We start from the raw sequence: 15,183 nt of genomic DNA on the forward strand, positions 1-15,183 counted from the left end.
TCCGCTACATTTAAGTATAAAACCTAGTCGACTCATGAAAGATCTATAGGTGTTGGTCTTCATTGTCGGCAACATTGTGGTCAATTAAATTGGTGTTTGCTACACTTCGGCGTCTTTCGCATAGCGAAATAAGATAAATGATTCATAATTCAAAAACCAAAATGAAAGCAGCCAGATCAACGTTAGAACTTTTATATACTACTCTCGAGCAAGATTCGCACATCACAGCAACTACACCATATAAAATAGAGATTGCGCATGCTATTGAATGCATACATCCGCCTTATTCAATACAAAAAATCAATAGAGTCAGACATATTTTACAGCAGCTAATCCATCTTTCTCCAGCGTGCGGTACCAGTGGAATTGGAATATTTGCCCCAAGTCGCCCATGCTCTCCAGCTTCTAGCTACGGCAAAAAGATGCTTGAAGAAGAAACCAAAGCAGCTGGTATCGCTTCGATTGGCGTTTTTGGCACACAAAAAGATCTCACGACGAAATTGGATTTGTCTCCTCAAGCAGCCGCATCTGATGATACCCCAGAGTCGCACTCTCCTCGTTCTGCATAACACATATATTATTTCCCCTTTTTTGAAGATCGATAAGGATCAAATCTACTACATTCGAGCACTAAAAATTAGAAACTTCAAGATGGAAAACGAGTGGTGCCTTGTCTTTAACTCCATATCCTATAATTACTCATAAGTACTTAGTTCAAAGACAATGTCATGAAACGATCAGAATTAATAGAGTTGATAAATAATCTAGGTTGCTTAACTTTCAATAATGAAGTAGTTATCTCAAATCCTGTTCTTCTTTCTCCTGAGATGAGAGAACAGGCCATTGACTATGCGCTTAATACTGAGAAATTTGTAATGCTAATGGATGCAGATAATTTTAAAAAATTTAAAGGATTGATTGGAGAAAATAAAATTGCAGAACACACGATTACATTGGATATCAGCCAATATCAATTAAGAGATAACCAGGGTCGTCAAATCCTCAGTATTAAAGAATCTCATACTAAGTTCATAAAAAATCAACAATTTGCAATTACTACTATAGAGTATTCCGAAAACAACCAAATCAAAAAAATGCATTTTATCTCTAAAAAAATGCCTGAAATTGACCATCTCCTAGACAAACTTAAAAAAAATCTTCCCTTAGAATGTGTAGAAGAGAAAGTAAAACGCTTTTATCGTTTAAGCGCGAGGCCTCATGATAAGTCATTTTGGGCAAAGGATTGGAATGAAAGTAAATACACGGCTCAATATAGTGATCCTAAGGGAATTGATAGCATTACGGTGAACACATTCAATAAATACCTTCATAAACATTGCAGAACTGGAGACGATCTCATTTTAGTGGATGTTGGTGGCGGAAAAGGGAGAGTCGCTCTTAAGTTAATAGAAGAAGCAAGGCGCGCCAATATTGAATTAAAATATATCTTGATTGAGCCTGATGTGCCTCAATGCAGAGAAGCGGCCTCATCTCTGGGAGAAAAGGCGGTAGTTTTTGCAGGAACGCTGCAAGATTTTATTGCTACCACACAGGATATAACGTCTGAGCAATATGATCTATTAGAAAAAGCACTTCGTAAAATAGGCGTCAATATTAATGAAGTGGTGGGGAATTCTGATCTTGTCATTTCCTCAGGTGGGCCCTTAAACATTCAGGTTGTATCCTATCAAATAGCCCATCAAAATGCTCAAGATTTCTTCAGAATGATTCATGCTCAGGGCGCTGTTATTGCTACTGGTCTTACCATGCTTCTTTTATCAAAAAAAAATTTGGAGAAGATCGGCTTTAAAGTAGAAAATTGCGTTGCATCCAAACTAAGTCAAGCCATTAGCGAAAGTACTACCTATCACCCTGCTTATGTAATGATGAAAGATAAATCTTAAATCAAAGTGTAGCCTTAATATAATAAAGAGCCATTTTTAAGGGGTTTAAATACGAACTTTCAACTTACTGATTTAAAATGGAATTTTTATGGTCTGGACAGAAGGACTTGAACCCCGCTTAAAGAAAATAGTCAGTCGCTTACAAAATAACCGACTAAAATTAGCATATAACTGACTCAAGCTTAATCGTTCGAGTTTATTTTCCATTGGAACTTTAAAAATTATCATTTCCCAGGTAATTCATTGTATTGTTTCATCAAGTGAGATGGTATCTCCCTGCAATTCAAATCCTTATTAAATATAGAGTTATCTTTCCAAAATTGTTCACGCGGAGTCAGACCTGATCCAGGTTCCATACCGCCAGCTATTCGTTTTAATTTGTTTTTATTTAACTTTGCTTTCTTACTCATATATACCCCTATTGTGACATTTAAAATGATATCCTTAAGGCACTTATCTGATTATTATAGTATAAAAATTTATCAATACTTCGCTTCCTTTTCATATTTTTCCCTGCATTCGTCAATATTCATGAATCACCCCCAAAGGGCTAAAAACATTTCTATACCGTTATAAAATCAACGGCCAAAGGCATTTCATAACCATAGGCCACTACCCTGCTATGAGTTTATCGGAAGCCAAGAAACGTTTTATCGATTTAAGCGACATACGCCATGGTGAAGTAAATCCCAAAGAGCATATTGCAGAACAAAAACAGAAAGACCAAAGCACCGTAAAAAACCTGATACTCCATTGGTACACCAATTACATTGAAAAACACCGCGCTCAACCACTGCAAATCTGGCAACACATCAAAGTGGATATCATTCCCCTATTGGGCAATAAGAAATTGGAACACTTAAAAACGAGGGGAATCACCCAAGCCCTGGATAAAATTGTAGGCCGTGGCTCCCCCCGTTCATGCCAACAAAGTCTTAAGCACGCTAAAACAAGCATTTAATTACGCTGTAAGCCGAGGCGAAATGCTGCCCCAACGAAAAGAGACTTTAAATGCCTGGTCAGAGCTTATTGAAAATATGCAACAGAATAATGTAGTAATAATCCAATCGAGAACCACTTAAAGAAACCAGGAAATGAGTTGGTTACAAAATATAACCAACTGAAATTAGCGGCAGCTGATAGCAAAAAATATAGTGATAGATATCAGTTAGTTCCAAAATGGAAACAACTGATCCAAGCAACTATCTCCATTTTGGAAACTGTTCGACAAATAATCACTTTTCCCAACAGAACATTTGCGGCAATAACGATTAAATGAAGGAAAAATTTCCACTATGGAAACACCTTGAATGTAATGCTAAAAGGGCAGAGACAAGCAAGCAATTTTTAGCAATAGAATTCGCTGCGCTCATAGCCTCCCAGATTCCATCCAGACTACATTTGATAGCCTGAACTTATAATTGTAGCCTGGATGAAACAACGTGAAATCCAGGAACCCATGAGCGCAGCGAATTCATTTAACTAATTGAATGTTCTGAACTTACTGCGCCCATTTTTGTGCTGCAATAATGGGCGTGTGCTTTGTATCAAGTTTTTTGAGTATTTCATTCCACATCATTATTTTCCAAAAAATATTTCATGCCTTCATGAGTAGAAACGGCACTATAAAGCAGTCATATCGTAAGTAATCCACTTTGTTTTGACAGCCAATTTGTCATAAACTTTCATAGCCTCATGATTGTCATTGGCCGTAATCCACCGCACAACTGGAATATTTTTCTGTAGCGCAAATTCTTCAACGGATTTTATTAGCTTTTGTGCAATACCTTGTCCTCGATGGGTTGATTCAACAAATAAATCATCTATAAAAATGCCAACAGATGCTTTAATAGGCCTTAAAAATTCGCGAAAATGAACTAAGCCAACAGGGGTGTCCTTTGAAAAAGCAATAGAGCAATACATTTTCTTTTCATCATCAAAAAACCAGTTCCAGAGTATTATCAGTTGCTCAACGGTGAGCATGGTTTTGTAAAAGTCCAAGTATTCTTTATACAACAGAGACCAACCATGAAAATCACTGCGTTCGGCTTTTCTTATCGTTAACATGGTCTCTATCCTATTTCTTTTTTGCCAAAATCACTTGATTACCAGGTTGATCAATTTTATCCATAAGGATTTCAAATTCGGCCTGTTTGACTAAGTCACAATTAATATTTGTAGGATGTCCGCTATGATAAAACCGCTCACCAAACATATCTGATTCAATAGTGTACTCATCAATGACGGTATGAGTCATATCAACAGCATGACTGGTGTCTGCAAACGTTATAAGAAGAATGCCTTTGGGTTTAAGAAATGAATGAAATCTTTTCAACATCTCGAGATGCTTGCTGGCATGAATATGAAAAAGTGCAAACCAGCAAACAATCGCATCAAAATGAGTATCTGTTTTAAAATTGCAAATGTCCGCTAAAAAGAGTTTATCTTTTGGAATAATTCGCTCGGCATATTTCAGAAGTTTGGGTGAAATATCAACGCCATAAACATCAAAGCCTTTTTCAATGAGATACGCTGCAATGGGCTTGCCAGAACCACAACCAACATCAAGAATCGTTGCACCAGGATGCAAATGTGCAATGAGCTCATCGACTGAAGGTTGTTCTATATACCACTCTCTTTTCTCAAACCACGTATCGGCGATGTTGTCATAGCTTGTTTTAATTTTAGCGTTAAATTGATTCATAAATAGTTATCTCGGTTACAATTTTAGTCGTCATGTCTTTCCCACATCAGTGGATGATAGGTAAATTCTACCTCGATTCCATCTGGATCGCTGACACTAAATAAATGAGCACCCATTCCAAAAGTTTTTGGTGGATAAAGAAACCGTAATTTTTGTAGATTTCATTTTTTGCATAAAGCACATTGACGGATGAGATGGAGTCTAACGCAAATCCAATATGTTCTAGACGTTGAGCGCCTGAAAACGAGTCCTCAACGCGATGTAAAGAGATATTATCACCATACCCTGATAAATAAACGTAATCTTGTGTTTTAAATTCCGTTTTCATACCCAGCATGTTATAAAATTCTTCGCACTCATCCATCTTATGCACAGCGAGAGCCACATGGCACAAAGAGGCATTTTTCGGTAACATGTTTAATCCTCGCTCTATTTATCAGCTATTGGCGTACCTTGATGAAAAACCATCTGCCAGATATCGTCTTGTTTGCGCCAAATAGAACTGCGCAATGCTTTTTTGATAGGTGCACTAGGAGCGTTTTGTATGTGGCTTGTGTAGGTTAATAGAACCAAATGATTTGCAAGTAACCTTGCTAAAAAATCGGTCCCAGAACGTATAGATTGATCTTCCATTGAACCACATCAGCTTTGTTATAGCAATTTGAACTGCTGCCAATCTCTAGAAACTCACTATCAATGAGGTTCTGCAAAATTTCAGGAGATTCATTTCTATCTAAAAGACGACGCTCTTGTATTATGAGATGTTGGATGATTTCATCGCTTAAAGTACGATTAGGCTCCATAAATTGTTCCTATTTTGGCTGCCCCCTTAAATGGGAAAGAGCCCAGAATTTTTTATTTTTAAGGGGTTTAACTAAAGAGATGCAACATACTGATTTCAAAGGGGTTTTATTGGTCGGGACGGCAGGATTTGAACCTGCGACCCCTAGCACCCCATGCTTTCTACTTACTATATCAAGTAATTTCAACCTAGATCAAAAAAATCCTTTATTCCTTGATATATCTATGTTTTAACCATATCATCACATTCAACTGATCACAAGTGATCTCATCTGAGAACAATTTTAAGTGTACCCCAAAGTGTAACCTGAAAATTAAAGAGGCTTTAATGGGTAATTTTACTGATACATACATTAAGGGAATGAAGCCACGTGCCACACGATATGAAGAGTATGAAGGTGGTGGCTTTGGTATTCGTGTCACCCCCAATGGAATTAAAAGTTGGATTTACCGTTATAAGATAGCTGACAAAACTGACAAAATAACTCTTGGGCATTATCCAGCAATGAGCTTGGCTAATGCTAAAAAAGAGTTTATTGAATTAAGCCAATTAAGACGTGATGGTAAAAATCCCAAGGAAATTATTGCCAATCAAAAAGAGACACAAAGGAATACTGTAAGTAAGCTCGTACTTTCATGGTACAAAGGTTATATTGAAAAAGTACGTAAACAACCCCAACAAATTAAACAGCTTATCGATGCTGATATTATTCCTTTATTAGGGGATATCGAATTAACCAAGCTCTCCCCTGCTATAGTCACAAAAGCCTTGGATAAAATAGTAAAACGAGGTGCGCCAATACATGCTAATAAAGTTCTAGCAGCACTTAAACAAGCATTTAGCTATGGTGTGCGACGTGGAGCTATGGCAGAAAATCCTGCTGTATTATTACAAGCTCGTGATATAGGTGGTATTGAAAAGCCACGAGATCGTTATCTAACAATAAATGAGATAAGAGAGTTACTGCTATTTTTAAATAACAGTAAAAATCGCATGTCTCTTCAAACTAAATTAGCTATTAAGATCATCCTACATACAGGCATAAGATCTGGTGAGCTTAGAATAGCAACTTGGTCAGAAATTGATTTTGAAAATAGCCTCTGGACGATTCCCAAAGAACATACCAAACAGAATGAAATCATGCGTGTTCATTTAACTGAACCAGTAAAAGCAATGTTTAAAGCTCTTAAATCAGCTTCACAATCGGACTTTATACTTTCAGCTAATCAAGTTGAACCTCTTAGTCCTAAAGCTTTATCAAGAGCTATCAATCGGATTCAGGAAAGAATAGGCATTCCTCATTGGACTGCGCATGATTTAAGGCGGAGCTTTTGTACTCAGCTTGGCGAATCCCTTCATGTTGACCCCGTAGTTATTGAAAAATGTCTAGGACATAAAATGCCTAAAATCATGGCAACTTATAATAGAAATGAAATGTTGCCTCAACGAAAAGAAGCTTTAACCAGATGGAGTGAATATCTTGAGAGTTTATTACAAGACAATGTAATACCAATTACATTAAGCAAGTGTTCTTAGGTGCGAAAACTTAATATGTGACAAATTGTCACAGAATGAATGATTAAAGGGTGGGGGCAAATTGCCCCTACCCTTTGAACAACAAAATAAAAATTATAATAAGGGTGAAAATGAATCAACCAATCCAACCAGCCGACACGCAATTTTTACTCTATCAAACAACTGACGGTACTATTCGCATTGAAACCAGAATGCAAGATGAAAGTGTATGGCTTACTCAAGAGCAAATGTCTGAGCTTTTTAATAAGTCAAAATCGACAATTAATGAGCATATTAAAAATATATTTTCTGAAGGCGAGCTAATAGAAAGTGATGTAATGAGAAAATTCGGAAATTCCGAATTTTCTACTAAACCCACCAATTATTACAATCTTGACGTCATTATTTCTGTAGGTTATCGAGTGAAATCGTTACGTGGCACGCAATTTCGCATATGGGCAACGCAACGTTTGCGAGAGTATATCATTAAAGGCTTTACTATGGATGACGAACGCCTGAAAAACGCTGGTGGAGGTAATTACTTTGATGAATTACTTGCCCGTATTCGTGACATACGCTCGTCTGAAAAAGTATTCTGGCGCAAAGTGTTAGATATTTATGCGACCAGCATTGATTACGACAGCAATGCCGAAACCTCCAAATCATTTTTTAAAGTCATACAAAATAAAATGCACTGGGCAGCACATGGCCACACAGCGGCAGAAATCATTCATCAACGTGCTGATGCTGATAAACCTAATATGGGCATGACTAATTGGGTAGGTGTAACCATCCGTAAAAACGAAGTAGAAATTGCAAAAAATTACCTCACCGAACAAGAGCTGGATATTTTAAATCGTATTGTAACGATGTATTTAGAATTCGCAGAAATGCAAGCTTTGAGCCATAAACCTATGACAATGAAGGATTGGATTAAAAAGCTGGATGATTTTCTTAAAATCTCTGATCGTGAACTACTTACACATGCGGGTAAGGTGAGCCATGAAGCAGCATTAAAAAAAGTACACGCGGAATATGAGAAGTTTCGCCAGAAAATACTTAGTAAACCAACCCAAGTTGAAGAAGATTTTATTGAAGCTGAAAAAGAATTTAAGCAAATAGAATCAATTAAAAAAAGCACTGGCAAAAAGAAGGGAAAACCATGATGTTATCTTAAATTCTTCCTGTATAATTCTCCAGGCCAAGCTATCCCGACGGGGAGAACAAGGGCATCATCATCCCTTTGCTTGGCACACCTCTATGATGATATTACTTTGATGGAGTAGTAATGACTATAATCAACGAATCCCAAACAGATTACCACAAGAAAATAGGTTCTTGCTTACAACAATGCGCACCTGATCAGCGCACAATGAATATTCCTGAAATAATAAAACTGCAGTCTCTTAGCATAAGAGATTTAGCATGGATGATCGCTATTTTAGAAAAACCTTATCAATATGTTGCAATTCCTTGGACAGACCCATTGCTAAGAAAACGAGTTGATGTACTTCACAACTGCTTCTTAAAAAAAATTGAAAGAGACGCAGCAGAGCATGCTGAAAAAGATGAGTTTAAATCTTTGCCTTATGACGTGAGGTTAACAGCGATCCACCAATTTATGGGCGTTACTTGGGAAATAACTTATGACTACAATAGTAAAGCGATTCCAACCTACATAATGAATTTTGACACAGAACAGGACAATTTTAATACGACTCTCATTGGTGTAATTACCGCATCTGGTGCTAAGAAAGCAGATACAGAAGAAAACTATATTCCAATTGGGCTACCGGCTACGCCCTCATCAATATCTGCGGAACAAAGAAAAATATGGGAAGAGATGCAATTACCAATGATGCCTTGGAATATTCAACACAACAAAGTAGTGAGAACTGAGCAGATAATGCAATTGCTGCGAGATATATGTGTTGAAAAACCCTTACGTATTGATCTTGATAAGTTAATAAAGCTAGAGACAATCAACTCATATAACTTGGCATTTGTTATTGCGATATGTTTAAAGGGATACGAGGCAAGAATTAAAGTAAATTTTTCAGATTTAACTATTGGCTCGGAAGTGCTCAGTATTCACAGTGAAATGTGGAATATATTGGATGAGGAAATACATCGTCCTGAAAATAAATTTAAATATACCGATGATGTAGATATGCGTAGGGATCAGACCTTTAAACTATTGTCTGTCAGTTTACTACCAGAGCAAGCCCGATTATGGATTGAAGAGAAATATCTTGATGCTACAACTAGCCCACAACATCAACAGGCCACATTACCAGAGGACTTACCAAAAAAATACATTGATACTGCTGTTAATGTTGCAGTGGTTCAAACCATATTGCCCAAGCATTTGCCGGATAAAAATAAAATCCTTAATGATAGTGAAAAAAGAGCATTGGGATGGACATGCTTTCAAGATCTATCAAATTCCTTGAAAGCTAATGGTTGCGAAATAATAGAGTGTATAACGGTAGTTGCAAAAAAAGTCGAGGCTTACATAAAGTTTATTGATGAATACGGTGAGGAAATATCTCTAACATATGACACTTTTAGGCACACTTTTAAAAAACTGTTTTTAGCATACCGCTATGAATTGCCCTTAGATAAAAAACGCTTTTAGAAATACTTTAAACCACAAGAAGATTCACCACTTAGTGGATTCCATTTGGAATCCATCACACAAAGGTTTTGAGCGCCATTATTCTACCTCTGTCCGATTTAAACGATCAAACGGAGGTAAACAATGGACAAACGATTCGATACAAATGAAGCCGCAGCCTATCTTGGTGTTAATCCTAAAATGCTATGGGAGTGGCATAACCGTACCCTAATCCCCTTGCCTTGCTATCGAATTAGTAAGCGCAGATTCATATACCTCAAATCCGATTTGGATAATTACCTTGCCCATTGTCGGATTGAAGCCAACTGCCAACCGGGGGGATGTAATGACTAATCCCCAAGAACGGCAATTGATTTACATCAATGAGCTTGAACAGATTACAGGCCGAAGTCGCCTAACGCTGAGACGCTGGTGGAACAAAGGGAAATTCCCTAAGCCATCAAAACTACATAGCTCTGTTTTGGTTTGGAATGCCTCAAGCATACAACAATGGATTAATGAAAATGTACCGGAGACAAATCATGACGAATGATACAAAAACAAAAGCCACAAAATGCCTACAAGCTTTATTAAATGGTGGTGTTCTTCATAGGAAGAAACTGGGTGACATGGGCATTGCTGATACCAATGACTCATTGCATTCATATGCGTCATACCTGCGTAATCAGCGATTTATACCTGTACAAAGCAGGAAGAACCCAGATGGAACATGTGATTACTTTATATCGCGTAAAGAAATTGCTCGCTATAAAGATCCCATCCTTAGAGCGCAACAAAGAGATGAGATGCGTGCGGCGGTTGAACGTGAACGGCAGGAAAAACTGGTTGATGAATTTCTTCGCTTTTTAACTCGATTGGCTGAGTTTCCAGTTTTATGGAGTTTTTGGTGCGAATTGCCATTTAAGTTAGGTGAAGTTTCAACAGAGATTAACGCTCTGCTCGACCAAGAAGAAAGCGTTAATCAATGAAACCGGGATTTATAGGGGGTGAGCGCCCCCGTTTATTAAGGATTTAACATGAAGAATTTTATCTCAATTTTAGAAAATACTAAAGTCGCGTCAACGCAGGCAGGTATTGCTGTTACCGATCAATTTCAAAATATTGGTGGGAAGGAATTTCTGGAGCAGCTTAAACAATTACCTAATGGACATAAGGACGGCAGCCATTTTTTAAGAACAACACTGAATACAGAAAATGCTAAATGTATGCCACGCAATGACGCTAACACACATAGCTTGGCTAATTTGATAATACTTGATTGCGATAAACACATTGATGCGCAAGGTTGTGAATTTGAGGGTGCTCCAGATCCATTAGTCGTTCATAACACATTAAAAAGCATGGAAATAGGGCATGTCCTTTATGGTTCACACTCTCATTATGCGGGCGGGAAGGGAAATCGATACAGAATTATTCTTGCAACTGGAAAATCCTACAGCAGAGCGCAATTAGCACCTACCGTTGAACAATTGATTTTATTGCTAAATCAAAATATTAGCGGGCATTTATTAGCTTATGCCAAAGAAAATAATGTGTTTGCTCAGGGCTGGTATTATCCAAGAAAACCAATGGATTGTTATGCGCCACCTTTGTATTTTGAGCATCTTGATGGTTTTCCTATTCAAGTTATTGAACCAAAAAACTTGCCGCCAACCAGCCATAATCAATTACGAAATCAGCAATGGACAGGAGGCAAAACTTCACCGATACAGGCTTTTAATGAGCAATACCGACTAACAGAGCTTTTGAGTCAATATGGCTATAAGCAAAAGCTTGTTACTAGCACACATGAAAAATGGCTGTCGCCAGATTCTTCTTCTGGTATTGCTGGTATAACAGTTAGGGATAATAAGTTTTTTAGTCATCATAGCGATCAATTCAACAATGGCTATTGGCATGATGCTTTTGATTTAATGTGTATTAGGGAAGGGTTATCACAAAAAGATGCCCTTATTAAAGCTGCGCAAGTAACGACAGCACCCGATGGCAGAACAATAGATGAATACAATAAAACATCAGCAAAACAGAAATCGGTTAATATTCCACCTAAGCCATTACCAGAGGCAAGGCCATCTGTTTTACCATTCCAAGCTCAAATGCTCCCTGACGCTATTAGAGATTATATTTACGATGTGGCAAATCGCCAGCAAAGCTTGCCAGATTTTGTAGCAGTGGCAGCGATTGTTGGCCTGTCAGGGCTTTTAGGCAGGAAAGCATTGATATGTCCTAAACAACTTGATGACTGGGCTGTAACGCCTAATCAGTAGGGAGCAATAATCGGTCGTCCTTCTGCTATGAAGAGTCCAAGTATGAAAGAGGCTCTTCGCCCATTAAGGCAGTTTGATATTGATGCTGCTAAACAGTTTGAAGAGGATATGAAAGCCTATGAAGAAGAATGTCAATTAATCGAATTGGAAAAAGCTGCGGCAAAAACCAAAGCGAAGACTGCATTAAAAAGAGATGATAGAGAGGCAGCCCGAGAAGCGTTGAAAATATCAGAAGACGTTATTTTGCCATTTCGTAAACGATTGGTGGTCAACGATGCCACAATAGAAAAATTAGGTGAATTATTAAAAGAAAATCCAAACGGTTTGATACTCGTTCGTGATGAACTGTCAGGCTGGCTAGCTAAATTAAATAAGGAAGAATATCAAACCGACCGTGCGTTTTACCTTGAGTGTTTTGATGGTAATGGGTACTACTCATATGACCGCATTGGTCGAGGCACAATTGTAATACAAAATTGTACTCTCTCAATTATTGGGGGAATTCAACCGAGTAAAATAGCAACGCTTGTTCGTGATGCGATGAGGGGAACGGCCGATGATGGCTTGATTCAACGCTTTCAACTAGCTGTATGGCCAGATGATATAGGTAGTTGGGAATGGATCGACCGCGCACCAAACCAACAGGCAAAGGCAAAATATAACGCCGTTTTTCAAACTCTATACAACCTCAATTTTAACTCTATTGATGGCGAACCGTGCCTTTTCCGATTTACCAATGAAGCACAACAATTATTCATTACTTGGATGAAAGAAATTCAAGATGCTGCGCGCAGATCTGAGATTCACCCAGCCCTTGAAAGCCATATGCTTAAAATGCCTCAAACTATTGCTGGATTAGCATTGCTTTTTGAAATCATTGATGGAGGGCGTGATATTGTTGGAATTACAGCAACTATTCGAGCCTTAAACTGGACAAAATATTTACTTAGCCATGCTAATAGACTGTACAGCATTGCAACCAACTTCAGTCTTGATGGAGCAAAATTGATTCTGGATCGTAAGGCTAAGTTACCCAATCCATTTTCTATACGTGACATACAGCGAAAAGGTTGGTCAGGGCTGGATTCTGTTGATGTAGTTAATGAATCTTTAACTTGGCTACTTGATTACAGTTATCTTCATATAGAAACGATAAGTTCAGCAGATACCAATGGACGACCTAAAATTGTTTATCATTGGAATAATTAAGTGCGAAATTGTAGTTAAAAATAGAGAAGACCATTACACATCGAACCGACAAAACTGACACGCATAGTTCTGTCGGTTATGTCAGTACTGATTTCGGGTTTTTTATTTTTTGGAGAAAAACTATGAGCGCGAAAATAATAAATCAAACAAGTAAACAGAAGGGGAGACCATCATTTTATACTCTGGAGCTAACTAGAGAAATTTGCGATACAGTTGCTTCTTCTAGTAAGGGAATAAAAAAGCTATGTGAAGAAAATCCTCATTGGCCAAATAAAGATACTATCTTTACATGGTTAAAAAATTATCCTGAATTTTCCGACCAATACGCGCAAGCTAAACGGTGTCAGATTGAAACCCTCATTGATGAAATATTAGAAATTGCTGATGATACATCACGAGATAGAATAAAAAATGAGCAAGGAAATGTTATTTGTAATAATGAGTTAATAGCACGTTCGCGGCTGCGAATTGACACTCGTAAATGGTTGGCATCGAAACTTGTGCCAAAAGTATATGGCACCTCAAAAAATGACAATTCCCCCAGTTTTTCTGTAATTGAGAAGCTATTATTTGGTGATAGTAACTAATAGCTCCTCAGACCCTAGATTTCAGTTTTTGATACATACAACATTACAGCTTGGTTATTTATTTTTTCTTGGGTTCACAATAAATAGTATTAAATGGTTCTTTTTTCTTGAGAGTACAATCAGATGAAGATAATGTATTGACATTAACTATTTTTACAAAATCAGGCTTAGATATATCAACAGTTACAGTTCCAATATTTATCTTATCCATACATGAACCACCACATTGTTCTGTACTTGTTGCAACATCAATTTTGCATTTGGTTGTCGCACCACAGGTTGATAACAATTGGTTGTATGTTACTAGTGAGCTCCAATAATTTGGATTATTTTCATTATGGTAAATTTTAAAATAACCATATTTGTTTTTTTCTGATAAATAACCAATTTCTGGATTTTCAACTAAGGGGCATAGCAGAGGATTATCGGACAAACAGTCACTTTCATAGCTATCATCACCATCATTATAAGTACCGAAAATACTCCATTGATTAAGAGTATTTAAAAATGGCTCAAAATGATAATTATATCCCGGACTTAATCCTATTAAGCGTTCTACTCCTTGAGTATCAGTGTTACTGTATTGGCATGTGTCATATATATCTGTGCTCATACTTTTGATGCTATCTAATTTTACCATATGACCATGTTCATAAAATGGTGAGAAACTTTTTTTAAATTTATAGATTCCTTTGACTATTCGACCGTAATTTGTGAGCAATCCCGTAGCCCAAACTTTATATGGATCATCAGATACATAACATGTATTAACTTTTCCATTAATCATACACTGTATTTCTTTAGGACAGCTTAAAATAGTCTGTCCCTCTGAGGTTTTTTTAGCAATTGCTGGTATAGAAAAACTAATAAGACAAAAAATTAAAAAATGTAACTTCTTCATAATATTCCTTAGTTTTTAAAGGCATGATTTTTATAAGAAATTCATTTTCGATTGTTATTTTTTGCCTTGTTCTTAATTAGGTTAACAATTATACAGTAAAGTTATAATTAATGCCACCTATTAGGTGTGGAACTTATAGGGCGCGATCGTTTTAACTTTCTAAATGAAAGATAAGCACCCTAATTTAATAAAAATTGGCTCTAAAATCAGAGAGCTACGAATATCTAAAGGTTATTCGCAAGAGGGTATTGCGGATGCTGCTGGTATGGGACGTACCTACATGGGGCGAGTTGAGCGTGGCGAGCAAAATATTTCAATTCAAAATTTAATACAAATTGCTTTTGCGCTAAATGTTGAGGTCTCAGAACTCATTCCAAAACTAGCTGAATTAACAAATCCAAACGAAAATAAATAGGCTCTACACCAATTAAGGGGGCACTTTAATCGAGTTAGTATAAACTAAGTCCTTGATTTAGCGATCAAAAGGAGATTAAAGTGCCGAAGTACAATCTTATCCTAAATTTACCTGGATTTTCCATAGTAAAAGTGAGCGGATATCAACCATTAATATTAGATGTAAGCTATAACCGATTAGCCCGTTGTAGTCATTGTCAAAGTAAGAGCGTACGCAAGAAATCCTCGTATGTAAGAAGAGT

The 15,183-nt window shown here is 37.1% G+C and carries 19 protein-coding genes and 1 pseudogene; 14 read left to right on the plus strand and 6 right to left on the minus strand.

Annotated elements, in window-relative coordinates; all coding sequences use genetic code 11:
- Positions 1–137 precede the first annotated feature (137 nt).
- Positions 138–569 carry a hypothetical protein gene (locus tag E1O52_RS09775; RefSeq protein ID WP_133128524.1) on the plus strand — a complete coding sequence of 144 codons (432 nt, stop codon included), beginning with the start codon at positions 138–140 and terminating at the stop codon, positions 567–569.
- Between the two features lie 159 nt (positions 570–728).
- Positions 729–1,904 (plus strand): hypothetical protein, encoded by a 1,176-nt coding sequence (locus tag E1O52_RS09780; protein ID WP_133128525.1) that lies wholly within the window; start codon positions 729–731, stop codon positions 1,902–1,904.
- A 224-nt stretch (positions 1,905–2,128) separates the two neighbouring features.
- Here the strand turns inward: E1O52_RS09780 and E1O52_RS09785 are convergent, their stop codons facing one another.
- Positions 2,129–2,314 (minus strand): hypothetical protein, encoded by a 186-nt coding sequence (locus E1O52_RS09785; protein WP_133128526.1) that lies wholly within the window; start codon positions 2,312–2,314, stop codon positions 2,129–2,131.
- A 188-nt stretch (positions 2,315–2,502) separates the two neighbouring features.
- Between E1O52_RS09785 and E1O52_RS09790 the strand changes: the two genes are divergently transcribed.
- On the plus strand, positions 2,503–2,865 hold the full coding sequence (locus E1O52_RS09790; protein ID WP_242602223.1) for an integrase: 363 nt from the start codon (positions 2,503–2,505) through the stop codon (positions 2,863–2,865).
- A gap of 662 nt (positions 2,866–3,527) precedes the next feature.
- Here E1O52_RS09790 and E1O52_RS09795 read toward each other — a convergent pair.
- From E1O52_RS09795 to E1O52_RS09810, 4 genes are all read right to left on the minus strand, one after another.
- Positions 3,528–3,971 (minus strand): GNAT family N-acetyltransferase, encoded by a 444-nt coding sequence (locus tag E1O52_RS09795; protein WP_133128527.1) that lies wholly within the window; start codon positions 3,969–3,971, stop codon positions 3,528–3,530.
- A 10-nt stretch (positions 3,972–3,981) separates the two neighbouring features.
- A complete protein-coding gene (locus tag E1O52_RS09800; protein WP_133128528.1) occupies positions 3,982–4,608 on the minus strand; it encodes a class I SAM-dependent methyltransferase in 627 nt (208 codons plus the stop codon).
- Positions 4,609–4,675: 67 nt separating this feature from the next.
- On the minus strand, positions 4,676–5,023 hold the full coding sequence (locus E1O52_RS09805) for a VOC family protein (RefSeq protein WP_133128529.1): 348 nt from the start codon (positions 5,021–5,023) through the stop codon (positions 4,676–4,678).
- A 178-nt stretch (positions 5,024–5,201) separates the two neighbouring features.
- A complete protein-coding gene (locus E1O52_RS09810) occupies positions 5,202–5,411 on the minus strand; it encodes a hypothetical protein (protein ID WP_133128530.1) in 210 nt (69 codons plus the stop codon).
- Positions 5,412–5,737: 326 nt separating this feature from the next.
- On the opposite strand from E1O52_RS09810, the gene E1O52_RS09815 reads away from it, so the two are divergent.
- The 9 genes from E1O52_RS09815 (at position 5,738) to E1O52_RS09855 (ending at position 13,626) form a co-directional block, all read left to right on the plus strand.
- The gene (locus E1O52_RS09815; protein ID WP_133128531.1) at positions 5,738–6,946 is read left to right on the plus strand and encodes a tyrosine-type recombinase/integrase; all 1,209 of its coding nucleotides are present in this window, start codon (positions 5,738–5,740) and stop codon (positions 6,944–6,946) included.
- A 74-nt stretch (positions 6,947–7,020) separates the two neighbouring features.
- Positions 7,021–8,091, plus strand: coding sequence for a virulence RhuM family protein (gene rhuM / locus E1O52_RS09820; protein WP_207384199.1), 1,071 nt, complete (start codon positions 7,021–7,023; stop codon positions 8,089–8,091).
- Between the two features lie 122 nt (positions 8,092–8,213).
- Positions 8,214–9,563 carry a hypothetical protein gene (locus E1O52_RS09825; RefSeq protein WP_133128532.1) on the plus strand — a complete coding sequence of 450 codons (1,350 nt, stop codon included), beginning with the start codon at positions 8,214–8,216 and terminating at the stop codon, positions 9,561–9,563.
- 123 nt (positions 9,564–9,686) lie between these two features.
- Positions 9,687–9,896: a helix-turn-helix transcriptional regulator gene (locus E1O52_RS09830; RefSeq protein ID WP_133128533.1), complete on the plus strand. Its 210-nt coding sequence runs from the start codon at positions 9,687–9,689 to the stop codon at positions 9,894–9,896.
- Entirely contained in the window at positions 9,889–10,095 is a 207-nt protein-coding gene (locus tag E1O52_RS09835) for a helix-turn-helix transcriptional regulator (protein WP_133128534.1), read from the plus strand. The genes E1O52_RS09830 and E1O52_RS09835 overlap by 8 nt, the downstream gene beginning before the upstream one ends.
- Positions 10,085–10,531, plus strand: a complete 447-nt coding sequence (locus E1O52_RS09840; protein WP_133128535.1) for a hypothetical protein — start codon at positions 10,085–10,087, stop codon at positions 10,529–10,531. Before E1O52_RS09835 ends, E1O52_RS09840 begins: the two co-directional genes overlap by 11 nt.
- Positions 10,532–10,579: 48 nt before the next feature.
- Positions 10,580–11,830 (plus strand): hypothetical protein, encoded by a 1,251-nt coding sequence (locus tag E1O52_RS09845; RefSeq protein ID WP_133128536.1) that lies wholly within the window; start codon positions 10,580–10,582, stop codon positions 11,828–11,830.
- 9 nt (positions 11,831–11,839) lie between these two features.
- Positions 11,840–13,039: a YfjI family protein gene (locus E1O52_RS09850; RefSeq protein WP_278043956.1), complete on the plus strand. Its 1,200-nt coding sequence runs from the start codon at positions 11,840–11,842 to the stop codon at positions 13,037–13,039.
- 122 nt (positions 13,040–13,161) lie between these two features.
- The gene (locus E1O52_RS09855) at positions 13,162–13,626 is read left to right on the plus strand and encodes a terminase small subunit-like protein (protein WP_133128538.1); all 465 of its coding nucleotides are present in this window, start codon (positions 13,162–13,164) and stop codon (positions 13,624–13,626) included.
- A 58-nt stretch (positions 13,627–13,684) separates the two neighbouring features.
- Here the strand turns inward: E1O52_RS09855 and E1O52_RS09860 are convergent, their stop codons facing one another.
- Complete coding sequence (locus E1O52_RS09860) at positions 13,685–14,527, minus strand: hypothetical protein (protein ID WP_133128539.1); 843 nt, start codon at positions 14,525–14,527, stop codon at positions 13,685–13,687.
- A 163-nt stretch (positions 14,528–14,690) separates the two neighbouring features.
- Here E1O52_RS09860 and E1O52_RS09865 point away from each other — a divergent pair, with 163 nt between their 5' ends.
- Together E1O52_RS09865 and E1O52_RS13485 are read left to right on the plus strand one after the other, a co-directional pair.
- On the plus strand, positions 14,691–14,942 hold the full coding sequence (locus tag E1O52_RS09865; protein ID WP_133128540.1) for a helix-turn-helix domain-containing protein: 252 nt from the start codon (positions 14,691–14,693) through the stop codon (positions 14,940–14,942).
- An 80-nt stretch (positions 14,943–15,022) separates the two neighbouring features.
- Positions 15,023–15,183, plus strand: a pseudogene (locus tag E1O52_RS13485) (ISL3 family transposase); the annotation flags it as partial.

The sequence above is a fragment of the Legionella nagasakiensis genome (assembly GCF_900639915.1).
Classification (GTDB): domain Bacteria; phylum Pseudomonadota; class Gammaproteobacteria; order Legionellales; family Legionellaceae; genus Legionella_A; species Legionella_A nagasakiensis.

Coding starts and splice junctions, on each gene's coding strand:
- E1O52_RS09780 (WP_133128525.1), top strand. CDS start 729: ATGAAACGATCAGAATTAATAGAGTTGATAAATAATCTAGGTTGCTTA.
- E1O52_RS09835 (WP_133128534.1), top strand. CDS start 9,889: ATGACTAATCCCCAAGAACGGCAATTGATTTACATCAATGAGCTTGAA.
- E1O52_RS09855 (WP_133128538.1), top strand. CDS start 13,162: ATGAGCGCGAAAATAATAAATCAAACAAGTAAACAGAAGGGGAGACCA.
- E1O52_RS09805 (WP_133128529.1), bottom strand. CDS start 5,023: ATGTTACCGAAAAATGCCTCTTTGTGCCATGTGGCTCTCGCTGTGCAT.
- E1O52_RS09845 (WP_133128536.1), top strand. CDS start 10,580: ATGAAGAATTTTATCTCAATTTTAGAAAATACTAAAGTCGCGTCAACG.
- E1O52_RS09825 (WP_133128532.1), top strand. CDS start 8,214: ATGACTATAATCAACGAATCCCAAACAGATTACCACAAGAAAATAGGT.
- E1O52_RS09795 (WP_133128527.1), bottom strand. CDS start 3,971: ATGTTAACGATAAGAAAAGCCGAACGCAGTGATTTTCATGGTTGGTCT.
- E1O52_RS09860 (WP_133128539.1), bottom strand. CDS start 14,527: ATGAAGAAGTTACATTTTTTAATTTTTTGTCTTATTAGTTTTTCTATA.
- E1O52_RS09810 (WP_133128530.1), bottom strand. CDS start 5,411: ATGGAGCCTAATCGTACTTTAAGCGATGAAATCATCCAACATCTCATA.
- E1O52_RS09800 (WP_133128528.1), bottom strand. CDS start 4,608: ATGAATCAATTTAACGCTAAAATTAAAACAAGCTATGACAACATCGCC.
- E1O52_RS09785 (WP_133128526.1), bottom strand. CDS start 2,314: ATGAGTAAGAAAGCAAAGTTAAATAAAAACAAATTAAAACGAATAGCT.
- E1O52_RS09815 (WP_133128531.1), top strand. CDS start 5,738: ATGGGTAATTTTACTGATACATACATTAAGGGAATGAAGCCACGTGCC.
- E1O52_RS09865 (WP_133128540.1), top strand. CDS start 14,691: ATGAAAGATAAGCACCCTAATTTAATAAAAATTGGCTCTAAAATCAGA.
- E1O52_RS09840 (WP_133128535.1), top strand. CDS start 10,085: ATGACGAATGATACAAAAACAAAAGCCACAAAATGCCTACAAGCTTTA.
- E1O52_RS09830 (WP_133128533.1), top strand. CDS start 9,687: ATGGACAAACGATTCGATACAAATGAAGCCGCAGCCTATCTTGGTGTT.
- E1O52_RS09775 (WP_133128524.1), top strand. CDS start 138: ATGATTCATAATTCAAAAACCAAAATGAAAGCAGCCAGATCAACGTTA.